Annotated in this window: 13 protein-coding genes, 2 tRNA genes and 1 pseudogene; 13 read left to right on the forward strand and 3 right to left on the reverse strand. The window is 62.2% G+C overall.

What is annotated here, in order from left to right; translation table 11 throughout:
* A partial coding sequence (locus M3461_05350) for a recombinase family protein (protein MDQ3773814.1) occupies positions 1-626 on the reverse strand: 626 nt, incomplete at its 3' end.
* Here M3461_05350 and M3461_05355 point away from each other — a divergent pair.
* Positions 625-1,176: pseudogene (locus M3461_05355) on the forward strand (hypothetical protein). The gene M3461_05350 and the pseudogene M3461_05355 overlap by 2 nt on opposite strands.
* Before the next feature lie 213 nt (positions 1,177-1,389).
* Here M3461_05355 and M3461_05360 read toward each other — a convergent pair.
* Positions 1,390-6,756: a DUF6531 domain-containing protein gene (locus M3461_05360; GenBank protein ID MDQ3773815.1), complete on the reverse strand. Its 5,367-nt coding sequence runs from the start codon at positions 6,754-6,756 to the stop codon at positions 1,390-1,392.
* A 795-nt stretch (positions 6,757-7,551) separates the two neighbouring features.
* Between M3461_05360 and M3461_05365 the strand changes: the two genes are divergently transcribed.
* The 11 genes from M3461_05365 (at position 7,552) to M3461_05415 (ending at position 16,510) form a co-directional block, all read left to right on the forward strand.
* Entirely contained in the window at positions 7,552-8,523 is a 972-nt protein-coding gene (locus M3461_05365) for an integron integrase (protein ID MDQ3773816.1), read from the forward strand.
* A 188-nt stretch (positions 8,524-8,711) separates the two neighbouring features.
* The gene (tadA, locus tag M3461_05370; GenBank protein ID MDQ3773817.1) at positions 8,712-9,221 is read left to right on the forward strand and encodes a tRNA adenosine(34) deaminase TadA; all 510 of its coding nucleotides are present in this window, start codon (positions 8,712-8,714) and stop codon (positions 9,219-9,221) included.
* 21 nt (positions 9,222-9,242) lie between these two features.
* Positions 9,243-9,725, forward strand: coding sequence for a CinA family protein (locus M3461_05375; protein ID MDQ3773818.1), 483 nt, complete (start codon positions 9,243-9,245; stop codon positions 9,723-9,725).
* A complete protein-coding gene (gene thpR / locus M3461_05380) occupies positions 9,700-10,242 on the forward strand; it encodes an RNA 2',3'-cyclic phosphodiesterase (protein MDQ3773819.1) in 543 nt (180 codons plus the stop codon). The genes M3461_05375 and thpR overlap by 26 nt, the downstream gene beginning before the upstream one ends.
* Before the next feature lie 171 nt (positions 10,243-10,413).
* The gene (gene recA, locus M3461_05385; GenBank protein MDQ3773820.1) at positions 10,414-11,445 is read left to right on the forward strand and encodes a recombinase RecA; all 1,032 of its coding nucleotides are present in this window, start codon (positions 10,414-10,416) and stop codon (positions 11,443-11,445) included.
* A 32-nt stretch (positions 11,446-11,477) separates the two neighbouring features.
* On the forward strand, positions 11,478-11,936 hold the full coding sequence (locus M3461_05390) for a recombination regulator RecX (GenBank protein MDQ3773821.1): 459 nt from the start codon (positions 11,478-11,480) through the stop codon (positions 11,934-11,936).
* Positions 11,929-14,571, forward strand: coding sequence for an alanine--tRNA ligase (alaS, locus tag M3461_05395; GenBank protein MDQ3773822.1), 2,643 nt, complete (start codon positions 11,929-11,931; stop codon positions 14,569-14,571). The genes M3461_05390 and alaS overlap by 8 nt, the downstream gene beginning before the upstream one ends.
* Positions 14,572-14,624: 53 nt before the next feature.
* Positions 14,625-15,848: an aspartate kinase gene (locus M3461_05400; GenBank protein ID MDQ3773823.1), complete on the forward strand. Its 1,224-nt coding sequence runs from the start codon at positions 14,625-14,627 to the stop codon at positions 15,846-15,848.
* A 134-nt stretch (positions 15,849-15,982) separates the two neighbouring features.
* Entirely contained in the window at positions 15,983-16,210 is a 228-nt protein-coding gene (gene csrA, locus M3461_05405; protein MDQ3773824.1) for a carbon storage regulator CsrA, read from the forward strand.
* Positions 16,211-16,297: 87 nt separating this feature from the next.
* Positions 16,298-16,390 (forward strand) — tRNA-Ser (locus M3461_05410).
* A gap of 42 nt (positions 16,391-16,432) precedes the next feature.
* A tRNA-Arg gene (locus M3461_05415) sits at positions 16,433-16,510 on the forward strand.
* A 229-nt stretch (positions 16,511-16,739) separates the two neighbouring features.
* Here M3461_05415 and M3461_05420 read toward each other — a convergent pair.
* Positions 16,740-17,105 (reverse strand): hypothetical protein, encoded by a 366-nt coding sequence (locus M3461_05420; protein ID MDQ3773825.1) that lies wholly within the window; start codon positions 17,103-17,105, stop codon positions 16,740-16,742.
* 365 nt (positions 17,106-17,470) lie between these two features.
* Here M3461_05420 and cysE point away from each other — a divergent pair, with 365 nt between their 5' ends.
* The gene (gene cysE / locus M3461_05425; protein ID MDQ3773826.1) at positions 17,471-18,187 is read left to right on the forward strand and encodes a serine O-acetyltransferase; all 717 of its coding nucleotides are present in this window, start codon (positions 17,471-17,473) and stop codon (positions 18,185-18,187) included.
* Positions 18,188-18,406 lie beyond the last annotated feature (219 nt).

Genomic DNA, 18,406 nt, shown 5'->3' on the forward strand with positions numbered 1-18,406 from the left:
CATTTGTAGTAGTGGAGCTTGCGCGCTGTGGTGTATGTCGAGGTGCGGGAAAACGCGTAACCGCACTTCTGGCAGCTGACCAATCCCTGCACGACGCTCGGGGTGATCGTGCGGCGCCGCGACCGGACCTTGTTTTCGTGGAGGAGGAGTTCCTGGGCGCGCGCGAAGCTCTCCTCGCTCACCAGCGCAGGCACCGGGATCTCGATCCACTCCTTTCGCGGACGTTCGTGCCCGATACTGTTGCTGGAGACGATTCCACCGCGTCGACGCTGCGCTCGTGTGACGCGAATTCGGTCGGCGATGCGCGTCTTGCCAAACGCGGCTGCTCCGCGATAGGCAGGATTGCGCAGCATGGCCCACACCACCGAACGCTCCCAGCGGGTGCTTTGCTTGCGGGTGGGGATCCCTTCGGCGTTGAGCCGGCGCGTGATCTCGCCCATGCTCAGCCCCTCGACGGTGTACATCTCGTAGACACGCTGTACCACTCGCGCCTCGGCGTCGATCACTCGATACGAGGCTGGTGCTTCGTCGGTCTTGCGGATATAGCGATACCCGTACGGCGCGCCGCTGCTTTTCGCATACGAGCGCAACAAACGGATCGTGGTCGGTGGGAGCTTGAGCGTGATCGGCAAGGAACTGGAACGGCGTGGATACCGGTTTGTCCGGTATGCCGATGACCTGCTTATCCTGGTCAAGAGCCCTCGCACCGGTGAACGCGTCAAGGCCAGTGTTACGCGGTACCTGACCCGCGAGCTGAAACTCGCGGTCACCCTTTCGCCGCGAGCGAAAGGGGTCAACCGAAGGTTGCCCGAAGGGGCCGCACCAGGGAGGGTGTGGAACAGCGAGCAGAAGAGCCGAGTGCTGCAGACCAATGACTGTGAGTTCCTGGGGTTTACCTTTCGAGGAACGAAACTGCGATGGTCCGACCAAGCCTTCGCCGACTTCAAGCATACCGTCCGGAAACTCACCGGACGGAGCTGGGGTGTCTCGATGGCCTACCGGCTCGACCGGCTCGCGCGTTATGTCAGAGGCTGGATGACGAATCGGCAGGAAAACCGATTCGCACACCCCAAGGTGCCCGCAGGGCGAGGGACACGGATGTCCCGAGTGAACTATTTCGGCATCTCCGATTACTACCGACCCATACCGGAAATCGACTCGTGGATCCGAAGGCGCAATACCTGATGTCATCGTGTGCTCCACTTTTGTGAACCGCCTAGTGCGGACCCGCATGCTAGGTGGTGTGGGGGCTGGGGGGCTAAACACCCCCGGCTACCCGATTGGATGGCCCCGCGGACACCCGCAATGACAAGTCGTAGCCCACCGCACTGGTAGCACAAGTAACACAAGCGCAGGAGTTCCCTCTGAAGCAGCTGAAGCCCTCAGACTTCAGAATCTTGAAATAGAAGCATTTCTAATGCGGGGCGCAGCCACAGCTTCGGCCCAAGACCTGGGCTTATCTCCCCAACCGTCACTTGTTGTTGTGCCTCCGGATCGACTCGTAGAGTGAACGCCTTGCAGATTCAATGTGAGATGTTCCCCACGTTCATCCACTGTAATCAGTTGAGGTGGAACAATTAGGTACCCCGTCCCCTCCAGTGATCCCAATGAAAGGTAAGGCGTCTGCTCGCGCTCGTCGATTTTCAAGGGCGACTTAAACGCTTCCAACGGGCCTTTACCCAGCAAGCCGCGCCACCAGTCCTTGTCAATCCCTTCACCGGTCCCGTCTTCAGGGTTCGGCATTTGACCACCTTTCCCGGCCCCCGCATCCTTCTTTTCTTGATCTGTGACAGGTTGGCCGGTGTCCCCCCAGACCCAATTACCATTGTTGTCAAGAACGGGCTTGTGCTCCTTCTGCCCTCCGCCTGAGTTTGTATTAGAGCTATTGGTGCTTCCTGAACCTCCACCTGAAGTCCCCCCAGAGCCGCTACCCGAGGCTGTGCCAGAGCCGCCGTTGCCACTTGTGCCACCACCAGCTCCTGTGCCACCGCCAGAACCTGAACCGCCACCTGCATGGCCGTAATCAACTCCTCCCCCGAAAGGTCGGTCTTGAGAACTACCGCCAGGACTGCTACCACCATATCCTTGGCTACCGCCAGGACTGCTACCACCATATCCTTGGCTACCGCCAGGACTGCTGCCACCATATCCTTGGCTACCGCCAGGATGTCCACCGCCATGTCCGACAAATTCCCAGAATGCCTCCCAACCGAGATGAACCCCACCCCAAAACTTAGGCGCGTGCCACCCACCACGCCCTCCTATCCCCAACCTCGCAGTAATTGCACCAACCCCTAGTTCTAGACCGGTAATAATGATGATACCTGCGATTGCTGCGTGAGCTCCGATACTAGCAGGGTAATCCTCACTCTCGATGGGAGGTATATACTCCGACTTTCCACCCACAGGGGGAATCCGTGGGTCTGGAGTCATAAGAATAGGAACCTCAGAAAACGTGCCAACATATGGTCCGGGTGGCTCCACCAAGTCTGCATTGCTAGCAGTGTTCGCTGTCTGTGCCGTGGTAGCATCATACGAGACCGAACTCAAGACGCTGAACCTCGTATGACTATCATAAAGCTGAGCACCAGTAAGGAGAGGGTTACTAACTGTCTGACCACTCTGCGTGCTCAAGAACGGTTGGCCGTATACGTCATAGTGATACCCTTCAAAGACATGCGCATTTTGGCCGATGAGCGCTGTGACTGAGCCGGCCCCATTGAAGGCATAGAAATACTCTTCCTTTCCTTCCCCTGAGTAAAGTGTCATCGTAAGCGGTTCATGAATCCGACCCCCATATACAAAGCTCTTTGCGAGCCTGCCATCTTCCCACTCCTCAGCTAACTGGGTGCCGTTCCAGATACGTGCCAATTCGCTCGTAGTTCCATCCTGGGTGATGCGCTTGAGCACCTGTCGACCAAACGTATCGTACGAATACTCGACCGTCTGCACAACTTGCCCGTCAGCCGTCACGCGTTCCACGCGCATCAGCCGGTTGGCATGGTCGTAGCTGTATCGCTTGGTGGCTTCATCCCTGTTCGCACCGTCTTCTTCCCGAATACGATTACCATTGGCATCGTATTCAAAGCGACGATTGCCCAGATACAAGTAACGTTCCCGCTGGTTCGCCACGCCTTCGGCCTGCTCCAATGTCTGGCCATTCGCGTCACGGGTCGTCTTGCGCTGCCAGATGCCGGTCGGGCTTAGTTCATAGACGACTTCTCGCTCGAAAGGACTGTCTGGGTCCGACAACCGCTCGACGCCATACTGCACCTTAACCAGGCGGTTGGCGGAATCGTAAAAGTACCGCTCGCCGACGTCTTCACCGCGCCGCAATTGAACTTCCTGGATGCGGTTGCCCGCAGCGTCATAGCGGTACTTGCTTCCCTCGACAATCTGGTCAGTTTGTACAGAACGGTAAACGAGGCTGCTCAGCCAATCTTTCCCCGGCTCATAGGTATATGTGGCTTTCAGCACATCTCCCAACCGTTGCTGGCGGAACTGTGTGCCTGATGCGTATTTATACGCAGCAATGAGCCCGTCTTGTCCTCGCACCTCGACAACGCGCCCGAGCAAATCGTAGGAGATATGTACCTCCTGTCCACCGGGATAGCGCATGAACCCCCGGTTGCCCGCTGAATCATAGCCGTAATGAACCGTGTGACCCGACTGGGTTTCCTCCAGCAAGTGCGAGCGTGAGTCGTACCGGCGCAACGTCGTCGCGCCAGGCGTCAGCGCGGCCACAAGGCGATTGAGACCGTCATAATGGAACGTTTCGACTTGCCCACCTGCGCCATCTGCGTTCTCGACCTGGCGTTCGACGAGACGATTCAAATCATCGAAGCGGTTCGTGATCATTGTGTGGTTTGGATCTATCACACGGGTAATGTTGCCCGCGCCGTCCCGCTCGAAGCCTTTGGTCGCCCCATCCGCAAAGACGAGGCCGCTGAGACGGTTGAGCGCGTCGTATTGATACCGGGTGGCGTTGCCGCGCGCATTGACCGACGCAATCATGCGGTTATTGTCGTCCCATTCAACTCGTTGCAGGAGCGTCTGCTCAGTGTGCCTACCGATAACAGATTCCGCCGTGGTAGCAGTCGTCATACCTCCACTTAACCTACCAAAGGCATCATGCAGCGCCCGCACGGAGGCCCCGGCAGGGTCCTGGTACTCCATCAGCGCACCCAAGGCGTTATAAGAAAACGCCTCACGATTGTCTTCGTTCACGGAACGGGCGATGAGCCGGTCTAGTTCATCGAATTGCTGCTTGATGATCTGGTGGAAGCGCGGCTCACCCTCGTTTGCGGGTGGACCCAAGCGTTCGATGCGGAGGGGATTGCTGTTGTCGTCGTATTCGATGGAGACGGTCTCGCCTGTTTCGTCGCTTATGCTGCTGACCCGGCCTGCGCCGTCGTACTGGACGTGCACAATATTGCCTGTTTCCGTCCACAACTTGGCAGGCAAGTGGTTATCGCCGTATTCTACAACGGAGGAAACCACGCTGTCTTGGGCATCATACTGGCTGCGTCCCAGCGCCTCGCCGGTGAGCGGATCGCGCCAGGCCCGGTCCATACGAACGAGGCGGTTTAGCTCATCGTACTGAAACCACGACTCAAGCAGCGATTGCGCCTGTGTAGTAACGGGCTCGCTGCTTTCATTGAACGTAACCAACTCGCCCAGAACCTGAATCCGGGTGACATTCCCGGCCTGGTCAAGCCACTGCTGCTTTGCAGTACCACCTGCGTTTGTAAAGCCTTCATAACGATGGAAACTATCATAGTTGTATGACGTTGTATGACCACGCCCATTGGTTGTGGAACTTAATCTTCCATTGGCGGTGTAGGTGTGGCTGATCTTGATTTCATCGTCGGAACCCACGCCAATGCGCCGCGCTACCATCTGATTGCGTTCGTCGAAATCGTATTTGCGCACATTGCCGAGCGGCTGGATCTCGCGCACGATGTTTTCCGCGGCGTCGCGGATGAAGCTTGTCACCTTCTCGCCATCGCCAGCCTCCACTGTCCGCCGCAAGATATTGTTCAGGCGATTATATTCGAAGCCTTGGCGCACCGCCGTAGCCTTGGTGACTACTTCCTGCGTCGCAGCGTCATACTCGTGATGATCAAAGGACAGGGTTCCTTCAATCATGTTCCCGTTCGCATCGTAACGGAAAGAGGTGGTATAGTTGAACGGTTGGCGTGAGGTCGCACGTACTAAGTTATGCTGAGCATCGTATTCCAAGTAAGTGGGATTGTCCTTACCATCCAGAATGGTAGTAACATTTCCAACGGCATCATAGCGAAAGCCACAGGAAAGATTGGCCGGCAGGTCTTTCAGGCGGCGGTCTTCGCTCGCCGGGTCGCGCACAATGCGCGCAAGAAAGCCCCCCGCTGTTTGCACCAAAGTTTGCGAGGTGCTCGGACTGCTAGCTCCTGTGGGATCGCTGGTTGGGTAATAGAAATATTCAATGCTGGCCCCACGTGGATCGGTAAAGCGGATTAATTGGCCAGCCTCGTTGTATTCGAAGCGGTCGATGAGTCGTACTTGCCGCACGCCCCTGGTGTTGGCGTCACTCGAAATTTCCTGGACAGTTACATCAGGATAGACCTTCTGCGATAGATTGCCGCGCGAGTCGTATTCAAAGGCGGTGGTGTGTCCGCGTGCATCCATCACTGATGCAAGTTGCTGGTACAGAGGCTCGTAGGTATAGCGCGTAGTGAGCGGCAAAACGTCGTTTCCCGATCCTTGAACGGGAACTTGTGTCACCTGAAGGAGATTGCCCTGAGCACGTGGATCTGTATTGTCCTGGTCGTAGACCCATTCCGTTGAATTCCCTGCTGGATCAGCTCTTTGGATCAGTTCTCCGTGGCGATTGTAGCTCGATCTCGTTGTGAGCGGGACGGTACCCTCACTCACTCCATTCCGGTCTCCAGGCATTAATGCACTAGCTGAAACGTGCAGGGTCCTTTCTACAACATGACCGAATTGATCATGCTTTAAACTAAGCAAACCGCCGTTCTTCACCTTAACTTTGGTGCGATAGCTAGCGAACCCCATATCAGCTTTATTAATGGGTTCATAGTCAAACTCGAACGTTCCATCACCATGGTGCTGTGTCGTGATACGACCTTGCTCATCATAGAAATTTCGCAAAAAAGTTTGCCCCTTGGGATCGGTGATAGACGTTAAGCGCAAATCCTGATCATACGTATACTGCACCACCGGCCTATCAGGCAAGCCGTGGATCGGCGGTTGAATCACTTCAACCAAACACTCATTATCATCATAGACATACTGCCAGTTGCGGTGCGTATGATCTCGTAATTCGACCACGCGATTCTGTTCGAGGGCAATTTCAATTTGGCGCTCGAAGGGATCTGTTACCAGGATGTGATTATCCTGATACTCGAACCGAAGGGCATTCCCATTTCTATCTTCAATGGCCAGTAAGCGCCCTCCAGAAACAGGATGTTCGAATACAAACAGATCACCAAGGCGCTGCCTAAGTAGGAACCTGTCTTGCTCTGCGGTGACAAGGGCATAGAACCCATCAGGTGATAAAAAGCTTCTCTCTGCTGAGGAGAAGGCAAAGCGGTGGATCCGCCAGAAACCGTCGTGATAAAGAATATCGCTTCCGTCTTGCTCAATCCGTTTGGTATAGGTAAAAGTCCAGCCTCGCCCCAAACTCCCGATATCTTGGTGCTGAGCGGAACGATATTTACGGACGAATTGAAACGAGACTCCTCTGGCGGGCATTTCAAGATCGAAAACCTGTGGGGAAAATTCTCCACTATGGCTGTAGACCTGGGCCCCGATAGCGCTCTCGTTTCGAACAGGAGCTTGCTGAAAACATCCAATTGGTCTCATAACAAACTACCTCCGTTTTTCAATGTACGCGTCCAACGAAACAAGATCAGCCGCGCCGGCCACCAAGACTTGGGAAACGCGACGGCGATCCACGGCGTCGGCTGCAGGGCGTGAGTTGGGCCAAGGCGCCTGAGGGACCCGACGACCTGCCCTCGGAAACTGGCTGCTCGACGCGCTCCGCGGAGAAGCGCTGAAGGTTCGCAACGCCACTGGCGACGGAAAGCTTCGGTTCCCGGCGGGTGCGGCGACCGACCTCATCGCCTGGCAGGGCCTCAGCATGGCTGCTTTCATTTTGGCTTTGGTCGAAGGTCATAAGCTATCCAGTTCCTGTTCACCATTGACGACTCCCACAATGCCTTTGCTGTTTCTGCTTTGATGCTTTTTGAAGCTCAACATTGAGTAGCTGGAAACCGTCCGTGTTATAACACGGACGATGTCCATATAGCCACGCCCATTGTAACACCCTATCCCGCCCCGCAGGGAGCGGCCACGGGGGAAAGTCTACTCGTACAACCAAACAGTTGCAACGGTGAGTGGTCTTCATGTCGCGGCGTGCCGAAGCAGTGGGGAGATGCGGAAGCGGCGGCCTATCCGCGCTTGACTGCCTGGCCCGCTTGTGGGACTGTAGATCGAGCCGGGGACACGGAGAGACGGTATGGACCAGTTCGGAGACCTTCACCCTTCTTGGAGCAGGTTCGGGCGGCCATTCGGGTGCGGCATTACAGCATCCGTACGGAGGAGAGCTATCTCTTCTGGGTGCGCCGCTTCATTGTGTTCTACGGGAAGCGCCACCCCCGCGAGTTGGGCGAATCGCAGGTCGGGGAGTTTCTCACGCATCTCGCCGTCGACAGGAAGGTGTCGGCAAGTACGCAGAATCAAGCGCTGAACGCGCTCGTGTTCCTCTACAAGGCCGTGCTTGAACGCCCGCTTGGAGACGTAGGGGGTGTGGTGCGGGCGCGGCGGCCGCAGCGGTTGCCGGTGGTCCTGCATGTCAGGGAGGTCAAAGCGCTGTTGCGGCACCTTGAGGGATCGCACTGGTTGGCCGCGTGTCTCATGTACGGCTCGGGGCTGCGGTTGATGGAGGCGCTGCGGTTGCGGGTCAAGGACCTCGACTTTGAGCACCGTGCCATCATGGTCCGCGACGGCAAGGGCCAGAAGGACCGCGTAGTCACCCTCGCGGACGAGCTGATCGTTTCCTTGCAACGCCATCTGGAGGGTGTGCGACTGATCCACACGAAGGACCTCGTCGACGGCTTCGGCGAGGTGTATCTACCGGATGCGCTGGAGCGAAAATACCCGCAGGCCGGACGGCAATGGGGCTGGCAGTATGTGTTCCCGGCCGGCAAGCGCAGTATCGATCCCCGCTCCAGCAAGGAACGGCGCCATCACATCGACGAGAGCGCAGTGCAGAAGGCCGTCAGAGCGGCCGTGCGCAAGGCCGGTATTGACAAACCGGCCGGTTGCCATACGCTGCGCCATGCGTTCGCGACGCACCTCTTGGAGCGGGGGATGGACATCCGCACGGTGCAGGAGCAGCTTGGGCACAAGGACGTTCGAACCACACAGATCTACACCCACGTGATCCAGCGGGGGGGATCGGCAGTCCTGAGCCCGTTGGGAGCGGTGTTGGGGCCTCTCGATCCGGAGGTGGCCTAAATATCCCCGCGGTGGAAGCGGGCTATCCGGAAGTTTAGGCAAGAGAGCCCCAGCGTGGGTAGCTTGAGCCAGTATTGCTGAACGATAAAGCGCATCGTGACCTCCCCGATCTACATCGACCACACGATGGCCTTCGAGGATCGTGCGGCGGTTCCCCTCGGCGTGAACGCCCCCGGTGAAACCACATGATGGGCGGCCACGCGGGGGCGCCCCTATCTGCGGGGGATGAGGATGACGCCGGCTGGATGCGCGAAGCCCTCCTGCTCGCCCAGCGCGCGCGAGATATTGGCGAGGTGCCGGTCGGAGCGGTGCTGGTCCGCGAGGGTGAGGTGCTGGGCGAGGGTTGGAACTGCCCCATCACCCGGCGCGATCCGAGCGCGCACGCGGAGGTCATGGCCTTGCGCGCGGCCGCGAGTCGTGCCGGCAACTATCGCCTACCGGGCACGACCCTGTACGTGACCTTGGAGCCCTGCGTCATGTGCGCCGGGGCCATCCTTCACGCGCGCCTCGCGCGGGTCGTCTTCGGCGCCCCGGACCCCAAGGGCGGTGCCGCCGGTAGCGTGTTCGCGGTGCTCGGTACGGAACGCTTGAACCACCGGGTTGAGGTGCAAGGCGGCTGCCTCGGTGAGGCGTGCAGGAAGGTCCTGCAGTTGTTTTTCCAGGAACGTCGCAGGGACTCGGCTGGCCCAAGCGGATAGCGAACCGTCGAATAGCGAACCGTGTACAGGCTGGCCGAGGCAGTCGGAGGGACCCTCAGTGCGCGGGGGTATAAGCTGGTCACGGCCGAGTCCTGCACCGGGGGTTGGTTGGCCCAGGCCATCACCGCGGTGCCGGGCAGCTCGGGCTGGTTCGAACGCGGCTTCGTGGTGTATTCCAACGCCTCGAAATGCGAGGTCTTGGGGGTGCGGGCGGAGACCCTGGCTCGCTTTGGTGCGGTGAGTACCGAGACGGCCGCCGAGATGGCAGAGGGGGCATTGCAGGCGAGCCACGCCGACGTGAGTGTCGCCATCACCGGGATCGCGGGGCCCGCGGGGGGCACCGCGGAGAGACCCGCCGGCACCGTATGTCTCGCTTGGCGGGGCGGCTCCCAACCGCCCCACGCGCGGGTCTTCCGGATCGAAGGTACGCGTGAGGGCGTTCGCCGCCAGGCCGTCGTCGCGGCGCTGGAAGGGCTCATTGAGCGACTCGGCAGCGGGGCCTAAAGAGCGGCTATTCCTGGCGCTCTGGCCGGACGACACGCTCCGGCATCGTATTGCCGAGGTGGCTACGGCGTGCCGGGTCAGTGGCGGCAGGGCGGTGACTCGCGCCAACTGGCACATCACCCTGGCGTTCCTCGGCAGCCTCGATGTCGAGAGGCGCCGCTCGGTGGAGCGTGTGGCCGACGCGGTCCGCGTGCCCGCTTTTGAGCTATCGATAGATCGTCTGGGGTTCTGGCCGCGTCCGGGCGGGATCCTGTGGCTGGGGACTTCCGAGCCGCCCGAGGCACTGGTCCGCCTCGCGACCCTGCTCGGTGAGGGGATATCGAGCAGTGGTATCGAGGTCGACCGGCGTCCCTTCCATGCCCATCTGACCTTGATGCGCCGCGTGGAGCGCGCGGTGCGGCTAGATCCGCCCAGCCCGCTGTGCTGGCCGGTCGCGGACTTCGTGCTGTGCGAGTCGGTGACCGATCCCGGCGGGGCGCGCTATCGGGTCCTCGCGCGCTGGCCGCTCCGCGAGTGATACGGCGGCGCGCCAAGTGGGCGGGCTTGTGCTAATCTCTATGCGGAACGGTGGCCGGTCGGTGGGTTACGGCGCGAAAAGCGCGCCTAACCCACCCTACATTAGGACATTGGCCCTACATCAGAACGTTGGTCCGGTAACAGACATTTGAAAACCCTCAAGGGAGACGGGATGGACGACAACCGGAAGCGGGCGCTCGGCATCGCGCTCGGCCAGATCGAAAAGCAATTCGGCAAGGGCTCCGTCATGCGCATGGGCGATGTGCGGGCGGTACGCGACGTCGAGACCGTGTCCTCGGGCTCGCTCGGCCTCGATATCGCGCTCGGGATCGGCGGCCTGCCGCGCGGCCGGGTGGTCGAGATCTACGGACCGGAGTCGTCCGGCAAGACCACGCTGGCGCTGCACGCGGTGGCCGAGGTACAGCGCCTGGGCGGGACGGCCGCGTTCGTCGATGCCGAGCATGCCATGGACCCGCCGTACGCCGGCAAGCTCGGTGTCGATGTCGCAGACCTCCTGGTTTCGCAACCGGACACGGGCGAGCAGGCGCTCGAGATCACGGACATGCTGGTGCGCTCCGGGGCCGTCGATGTCATCGTCATCGATTCCGTCGCCGCCTTGACACCCAAGGCCGAGATCGAGGGCGAGATGGGCGATTCCCACGTCGGCCTGCAGGCGCGGCTCATGTCCCAGGCGCTGCGCAAGCTCACGGGGAACATCAAGCGCTCCAACACGCTCGTCATCTTCATTAACCAGATGCGCATGAAGATCGGGGTCATGTTCGGTAATCCCGAGACCACGACCGGCGGTAATGCCCTGAAGTTCTATGCCTCCGTCCGGCTGGATATCCGCCGCATCGGCTCGATCAAGCGCGACGAAGAGGTGGTCGGCAACGAGACCCGGGTAAAGGTCGTCAAGAACAAGCTCGCCCCCCCGTTTCGAGAGGCGGTCTTCGACATCCTGTACGGGGAGGGCGTGTCGCGGAGCGGCGAGATCATCGATCTCGGCGTGAGTCACGGCGTGATCGACAAGACCGGGGCCTGGTACAGCTTTCGGGGGGAACGCATCGGTCAGGGCAAGGAGAATGTCCGCGGCTTTCTCAAGGACCACCCCGAGCGCGCGGCCGAGATCGAACGTGAGGTACGCGCCAAGGTGTTCCCGGTAGCGGCCGAGAAGGGTGCCGTCGTCGAGGAGGTCAAGGCCTGAGGGATGCGGGAGAGGAGGCCAAACGCACGGCCTTGCGACTCCTCGCCCGGCGCGAGCACAGCCGTAGCGAGCTCGCCGCCAAGCTCGCGGCGCGGGGGGTGGGGTCGGAGGTCGCGGAACACGTGCTCGCGGAGCTTTCGGCCGGCGCCCTGCAGAGCGATGAACGCTTCGCGGAAGACTATGCACGGGCGCGCATCGAACGCGGCTATGGACCCGAGCAGATCCTGGCAGGGCTCCGTGAACGGGGCATCGACCAGGCGATCCTCTTGCACCGTGTCGATCCCCGGGACCCCGCCTGGATCGAGCGGCTCGCCGAGGCGCGCCGGCGGCGCTTCGGCGACGTCTTGCCCATGGATCCGGGACAGCGGGCACGCCAGTGCCGGTTCCTGGTACGGCGCGGCTTTCCCGTGGGCCTCGTCCGCCGGCTCCTAGGACCCCTGGCTGGCGATAGCAGGGACGACGATGCCGGGGAAGACGCATGCCATGAGTAGCCCGGCGCTGCGCCGGGCCTTTCTGGACTACTTCCGAGGGCGCGAGCACGCCATCGTGCCGAGCGGGCCGCTCGTGCCCCAGAACGATCCCACCCTCCTTTTCACCAACGCCGGGATGGTGCAGTTCAAGGACGTTTTCCTGGGGCGCGAACAGAGGCCCTATCGGCGCGCCGCCTCGAGCCAGTGCTGCGTGCGCGCCGGCGGCAAGCACAACGACCTCGAAAACGTCGGATACACGGCGCGCCATCACACCTTCTTCGAGATGCTGGGCAACTTCAGCTTCGGCGACTACTTCAAACGCGAGGCGATCGCCTATGCCTGGGAGTTCCTGACGGGCGCGCTCGGCCTCGACCCCGGGCGGCTCTGGGTCACTGTGTTCGAGGACGACGACGAGGCCGCGGCGGTATGGTTGAAAGACCTCCAGGTCGATCCCCAACGCTTCTCCCGCTGCGGCGAGAAGGACAACTTCTGGACCATGGGCCCGACCGGGCCGTGCGGACCCTGCTCGGAGATCTTCTATGACCACGGTCCCGCGATCCCCGGCGGCCCGCCCGGTAGCCCGGTGCAGGAGGGCGACCGCTATGTCGAGGTCTGGAACCTGGTCTTCACCCAGTACGATCGCGATGAGGCCGGGCGCCTGCACCCGATCCCCCGGCCATCGGTGGATACCGGCATGGGGCTCGAGCGCATCGCGGCCGTCATGCAGGGGGTCCACAGCAACTACGACATCGATGTGTTCCGCACGCTCATCGGCGCCGTCTCCGAGATGGCGGGGGAGGGGGGACCAAACGCGCGCACCTCGCTCCAGGTCATCGCCGATCACATCCGTTCCTGCGCCTTCATCGCCGCCGAGGGGGTGGTGCCCGCCAACGAAGGCCGCGGTTATGTGTTGCGCCGGATCATCCGGCGCGCCGTCCGGCACGGCTCGGCACTCGGGATCGCCGGGCCGTTCTTCCATAAGCTGGTGGCGCCCCTGGCCCGCGAGATGGGCGAGACCTATCCGATCCTGGTCACGGCACAGGGGAATATCGAACGCGTCCTGCGCCAGGAGGAAGAGCGCTTCGCCGAGACCCTGGAACAGGGGCTCAAGGTCCTGGAGCGTGTCATTACCGGGTTGCATGGGGCGGGGCTCCGCGGGAAGGTGATCCCCGGCCGCGAGGTCTTCCAACTCTACGACACGTACGGTTTTCCCGTCGATCTCACCGCCGACATCGCCCGCGAGCGCGGGTTGCGGCTGGACCTCGACGGGTTCGAGGGGGAGATGGCGAGGCAGCGCGAGCGCGCCCGCGCCGCGAGCCAGTTCGGCGCGGGTGCCTCGGGTATCATCCTGCCGGTTTTCGGCGGTGCGGCGACCACCCGCACCCCCGGCGAGTTCACGGGTCATGCCGGGACCCGGGGCGAGGGTCAGGTGCTTTGCCTGTACCGGGACGGGGAGGCCGTCGAGGCCCTGGACGCCGGGCAGGACGGTGTCGTGGTTCTCGACCGCACCCCTTTTTACGCCGAGTCCGGCGGCCAGATCGGCGATGTCGGCGAGCTGCACGGGCCCGCGGGGACGTTTCGGGTCACGGATACGCAGAAGCAAGCGGGGCTGCATCTGCACATCGGCTCCGTGAGGAGCGGCCAGTTGGCTCTGGGCGAGACGCTGCGGGCGGAGGTTGACCCCCTGGCGCGTCGCGCCACGGCGCAGAACCACTCCGCGACCCATCTCCTGCACGCCGCGCTCCGGTGCTCACTGGGCGGGCACGTCTTACAGAAGGGCTCGCTCGTCGCCCCCGATCGGCTACGTTTCGACTTCTCGCACTCGGCCCCGCTCTCGGGCGCCGAGGTCCGGGCCATCGAGCACCTGGTCAACGCGGAGATCCGCGGCAACCGGGAGGTCGAGACCGAGGTCATGCCGGTAAAGCGGGCGCTCGAAAGCGGTGCCCTGGCCCTCTTCGGCGAGAAATACGACGCCGAGGTGCGGGTCCTCAGGATGGGCGATTTCTCGGTCGAGCTGTGCGGCGGGACCCATGTCGCGCGTACCGGCGACATCGGGCTCTTCAAGGTCATCGCCGAGGGCGGGGTGGCGGCAGGCGTCCGGCGTATCGAGGCGCTGACCGGCGCTGCGGCGCTGCGCTTCGTCGAGGAGACCGAGGCCGAGCTCGAGCGCATCGCGTCGCTACTCAAGGCGCCGCGCGAGGGGATCGGCGGTCGGATCGAGCAACTCCTGCAACGCTTGAAGCAGGAAGAAAAGCTGAGCCAGGGTTTGCGGGCCAAGCTCAGCCAGCGGAGTGGTCAGGACCTCTCCGGACAGGCCCGAGAGATAGCCGGCGCCAAGGTCCTGGCTTCGACGCTCGAGGAGGCGGATGCCGGGGCGCTGCGCGAGACCATGGACAAGCTCAAGGACAAACTGGGGAGCGCGGCCATCGTGCTCGCGAGCGTGAAGGAAGGGAAGGTCGTGCTGGTGGCCGGTGTGACCCCCGATCTGTGCGGCAAGGTGCCTGCCGGGGAGCTGGTCAATTTCGTCGCGCGTCAGGTGGGGGGCAAGGGCGGGGGACGCGCCGATCTGGCCCAGGCCGGTGGACAGGACCCGGGCCAATTGCCCCGAGCGCTCGAGAGCGTGGCGGACTGGGTCGGGCAGCGCCTCAGGGCGTGATCGACTCGGGGCGTGATCGAGTTATTTATCTGACTGTTGGGGGTCCTCCGGCCGTGACGCTCATCGTGCAGAAATTCGGGGGCACGTCCGTCGGCGATATCGATCGCATCCGGGGGGTCGCCGCGTCGGTGGGGGCGACCCGCGCGCTCGGACACGAGGTCGTGGTCGTGGTCTCGGCGATGAGCGGCGAGACCGACCGCCTCATCGACCTCGCCCGGCAACTGACGCCACGCCCCAACGCCCGCGAGCTCGATGTCCTGCTCGCGACCGGGGAGCAGGTCACCATCGCGCTCCTCGCCATGGCCCTGGAGGCCCAGGGTCACCGGGCCCGTTCCTACACCGGCGTGCAGGTGCATATCCTGACCGATAGCGCCCACAACAAGGCGCGTATCCTCGATATCAACGGCGAGCGCGTACGCAGGGACCTTGCGGAGGGGACCATCGTCGTGGTGGCCGGCTTCCAGGGTGTGGACGAGCACGGCGACATCACCACCCTGGGGCGCGGGGGATCGGACACCACCGCCGTCGCGCTCGCGGCCGCGCTCAAGGCCGGCGAGTGCCGTATCTACACCGATGTCGACGGGGTCTACACGACCGATCCGCGCATCGTCCCCGAGGCCCGGCGTCTCGAGCGCCTGACCTATGAGGAGATGCTCGAAATGGCGAGCCTGGGCGCCAAGGTGCTCCAGATCCGGTCGGTGGAGTTCGCGAGCAAGTATAATGTCCCGCTTCGGGTGCTCTCGTCGTTCGGGGACGGCGGGGGGACGCTCATCACGGCCGAGGACCCAGCCATCGAACAGCCACTCATTTCCGGGATCACGGCGAATCGCGACGAAGCGAAGCTGACGGTCCTCGGGGTCCCCGACAAGCCCGGCATCGCGGCCCGCATCCTGGTGCCGATCGCCGAGGCCAACATCGAGGTCGACATGATCGTGCAGAACGTCGGCGCGGATGCGACCACCGACTTCACCTTCACGGTACACCGCAATGACTATGCACGGGCGCTCGAGGCGCTGAACCGGGTGGCCGCGGAGCTGCGCGCGCGCGGTGTCGAGGGCGACGACAGGATCGTCAAGATCTCGGTCGTCGGGGTTGGGATGCGCTCACATGCGGGGATCGCGAGCACGATGTTTCAGGCCCTCGCCGGGGAGGGCATCAATATCCGCATGATCTCGACCTCCGAGATCAAGATATCGGTGGTGGTGGATGAGAGGTATCTGGAGCTGGGGGTGCGGACCCTGCACAGCGCCTTTCGATTGGATCGGGCGCCCGGGTAGTCGCTGCGGCGCGTCCGCACGGGTTCTCCGACATCGACATGCCCCTTGCCGGGGGGCGTATTCTGTGGTTTTATAAACGAAAAGATCCGCAACGGGCGGGGCTTATGGACGGTTTATGACCGTGGAGGCAGGAGATGCTGATTCTGACGAGGCGGGTAGGAGAGTCACTGATCATAGGCGATGACGTGAATGTCACCGTTCTGGGGGTGAAAGGCAATCAGGTACGATTGGGGGTCAATGCGCCGAAGGACATCTCGGTGCATCGGGAGGAGATCTACCAGCGGATCCAGCAGGAAAAAGCGGCCCGCGCCGAGGTTGTCGATGAGTCGCCCACCGAGCCGGCTCCTGACGACGGCGCCTAGCGAACGAGATATCGGGTCCGACTTTACCTCGCCCGGCTGGTCCGCTATCCTTTACCCTTGCGCAAGCAAGGTGGGTTGATGTGCAATGGAGAGATGGCCGAGCGGCTGAAGGCGCTCCCCTGCTAAGGGAGTATGGGGTTAAAAGCTCCATCGAGGGTTCGAATCCCTCTCTCTCCGCCAGACACCGGTTCGCGCGAGCGCATCGGCGGTCCTTCTTCACATGCGCCCGTAGCTCAGTTGGATCAGAGTACCTGGCTACGAACCAGGGGGTCGGGGGTTCGAGTCCCTCCGGGCGCGCCAAGCTTGGCCTGACAGGTGATCGGTCCCGTTCGATCAGCCCCCAAATGGATCGATCCAGATGGATCGACCCAAATTGATCGACGGTCCCCCCTTTGGCCGCTCCGCGATTCGGGCAGCGTATGCCGATCGTGAGCAGAGCGCTCGCGCCCTGCATCGTACAGAAATCGCGCCGACAGGCGTCTTTGATGGCATACCGGCCCGTGGGCGTGACGGGCCAAAGAAGATCGGGCTAGTCGAGCGCGAGGCGCCACTGCAGGAACACCTGGCCGAATCCCCCCGGTTCGTCCGCGAGGCGGCTAAAAAGGTCGAGCTCCAGGCTATGGTAGCGATCGAAGTCATAGCGGATCCCGTCGCGAAGGAGCACTTTGAGGAAGCGCGGCACCGGCAGAGCCTCGAATTCATCCACGAACTGTGTTCGAGCCGGGGCCGTATCGTAGCTACCGGCGGGTGGCAGAGACGCGGGGGGCGGGTCGTCGAGCGGTCCCGCGTCCGCGTTGAGGGTATATCCAGCCAGTAGCAGCAGGCAGGAGAGGTACGTAAGTCCTCCCCCAAGGTGACCCAAGGCCACTCGATCTCCCGAGCACGCAGGTTTCATCTGATTACCTCCCGAACGAAAGCGTTCTGCACCGTGAGGCGAAGGCCGTGGCCGATTCACGTCCGTGCGTGAAAGTCCGTCGCACCCCGTTCCAGGGGTCGGGCCGAGAGGGCCACGTGCAATGGGCCACTTGCGATGGAACAGGGGGCACGGCCTTGCGCCGATGAGGTCCTCGTTCCCTCGACGACCAGGCGATTTCCGCGGGGGGTATTGCTCCTCGGGCGCGCTCGGCACCCGCTGTCGGATCTCCGACGCCGATGGCGCTCCGCGAGCGTTTGTGCAAGCGCTACGCCACGGCGGCGTGAGCGTTTATGGCGTCGGTAGGGAGGGAGGTCGTCGATCCCGAAGGAACAGTCGTAACGACCATGTTTCACCGCATTAAAGAGGACATCGCCTGCGTATTCGAACGCGACCCCGCGGCGCGCACGACCCTGGAGGTCCTGACCACCTCCCCGGGTTTGCACGCGATCCTGTTACATCGGGTGAGCCACAGGCTGTGGCACAACGGGTTCAAATGGCCGGCGCGTTTTCTCGCCCATATCAGCCGCTGGCTGACGGGGGTAGAGATCCACCCCGGTGCCCGCATCGGCCAGCGTTTTTTCATCGATCACGGGATGGGGATCGTGATCGGCGAGACCTCGGAGATCGGTGATGATTGCAGCCTCTACCATGGCGTCACCTTAGGGGGCACTACCTGGAACAAGGGCAAACGCCATCCCACGCTCGGGCGCAATGTGGTCATCGGCGCCGGCGCCAAGGTCCTCGGGCCCATCACCATCGGTGACCACGCCCGCATCGGGTCCAACGCCGTCGTGGTAAAGGAAGTCCCGGCCGGGGCCACGGTCGTCGGGGTGCCGGGCCAGGTGGTCGTACCCAATAGAGATCGTTCGGAACGCCGCGAGGAGATGGCGAAGAGGATCGGCTTCGACGCGTATGGGACCACCAAGGACATGCCCGATCCGGTGGCGAACGCCCTCCATGCCATCCTCGACCATCTGCACGCCCAGGACGCGCGCCTCGCGGCATTGCACGATGCGCTCCGGGCCCACGGCATCGAGCCGCCGCCGGAGGATGAAGGATAGGAAATTCAATCATCCACGGCGGCTTTTCCCTTGGGGTCCCGCCGCCGCGCCTCCTGAAACACCTCCTCGGTCACCTGTTCGGGCGTGCGCTCGACACTCGCCCATACCCCGTTTGTGACGCGCTCGCGCCTTGGGTGCCTGCTGGTTTTCTTGTGTTCAACGTTTGGAACGTAAGAATCTAACCGAAACCTATTTAAAACTTCGGGCACACCTCCTGTC

It is taken from the genome of Pseudomonadota bacterium (assembly GCA_030860485.1).
GTDB lineage: Bacteria > Pseudomonadota > Gammaproteobacteria > JACCXJ01 > JACCXJ01 > JACCXJ01.

Bases quoted from the DNA above. Each gene is read 5' to 3' on its own strand.
- M3461_05360 (MDQ3773815.1), bottom strand. From the start codon at position 6,756: ATGCCCGCCAGAGGAGTCTCGTTTCAATTCGTCCGTAAATATCGTTCC.
- cysE (MDQ3773826.1), top strand. From the start codon at position 17,471: ATGTTTCACCGCATTAAAGAGGACATCGCCTGCGTATTCGAACGCGAC.
- recA (MDQ3773820.1), top strand. From the start codon at position 10,414: ATGGACGACAACCGGAAGCGGGCGCTCGGCATCGCGCTCGGCCAGATC.
- M3461_05420 (MDQ3773825.1), bottom strand. From the start codon at position 17,105: ATGAAACCTGCGTGCTCGGGAGATCGAGTGGCCTTGGGTCACCTTGGG.
- csrA (MDQ3773824.1), top strand. From the start codon at position 15,983: ATGCTGATTCTGACGAGGCGGGTAGGAGAGTCACTGATCATAGGCGAT.
- alaS (MDQ3773822.1), top strand. From the start codon at position 11,929: ATGAGTAGCCCGGCGCTGCGCCGGGCCTTTCTGGACTACTTCCGAGGG.
- tadA (MDQ3773817.1), top strand. From the start codon at position 8,712: ATGGGCGGCCACGCGGGGGCGCCCCTATCTGCGGGGGATGAGGATGAC.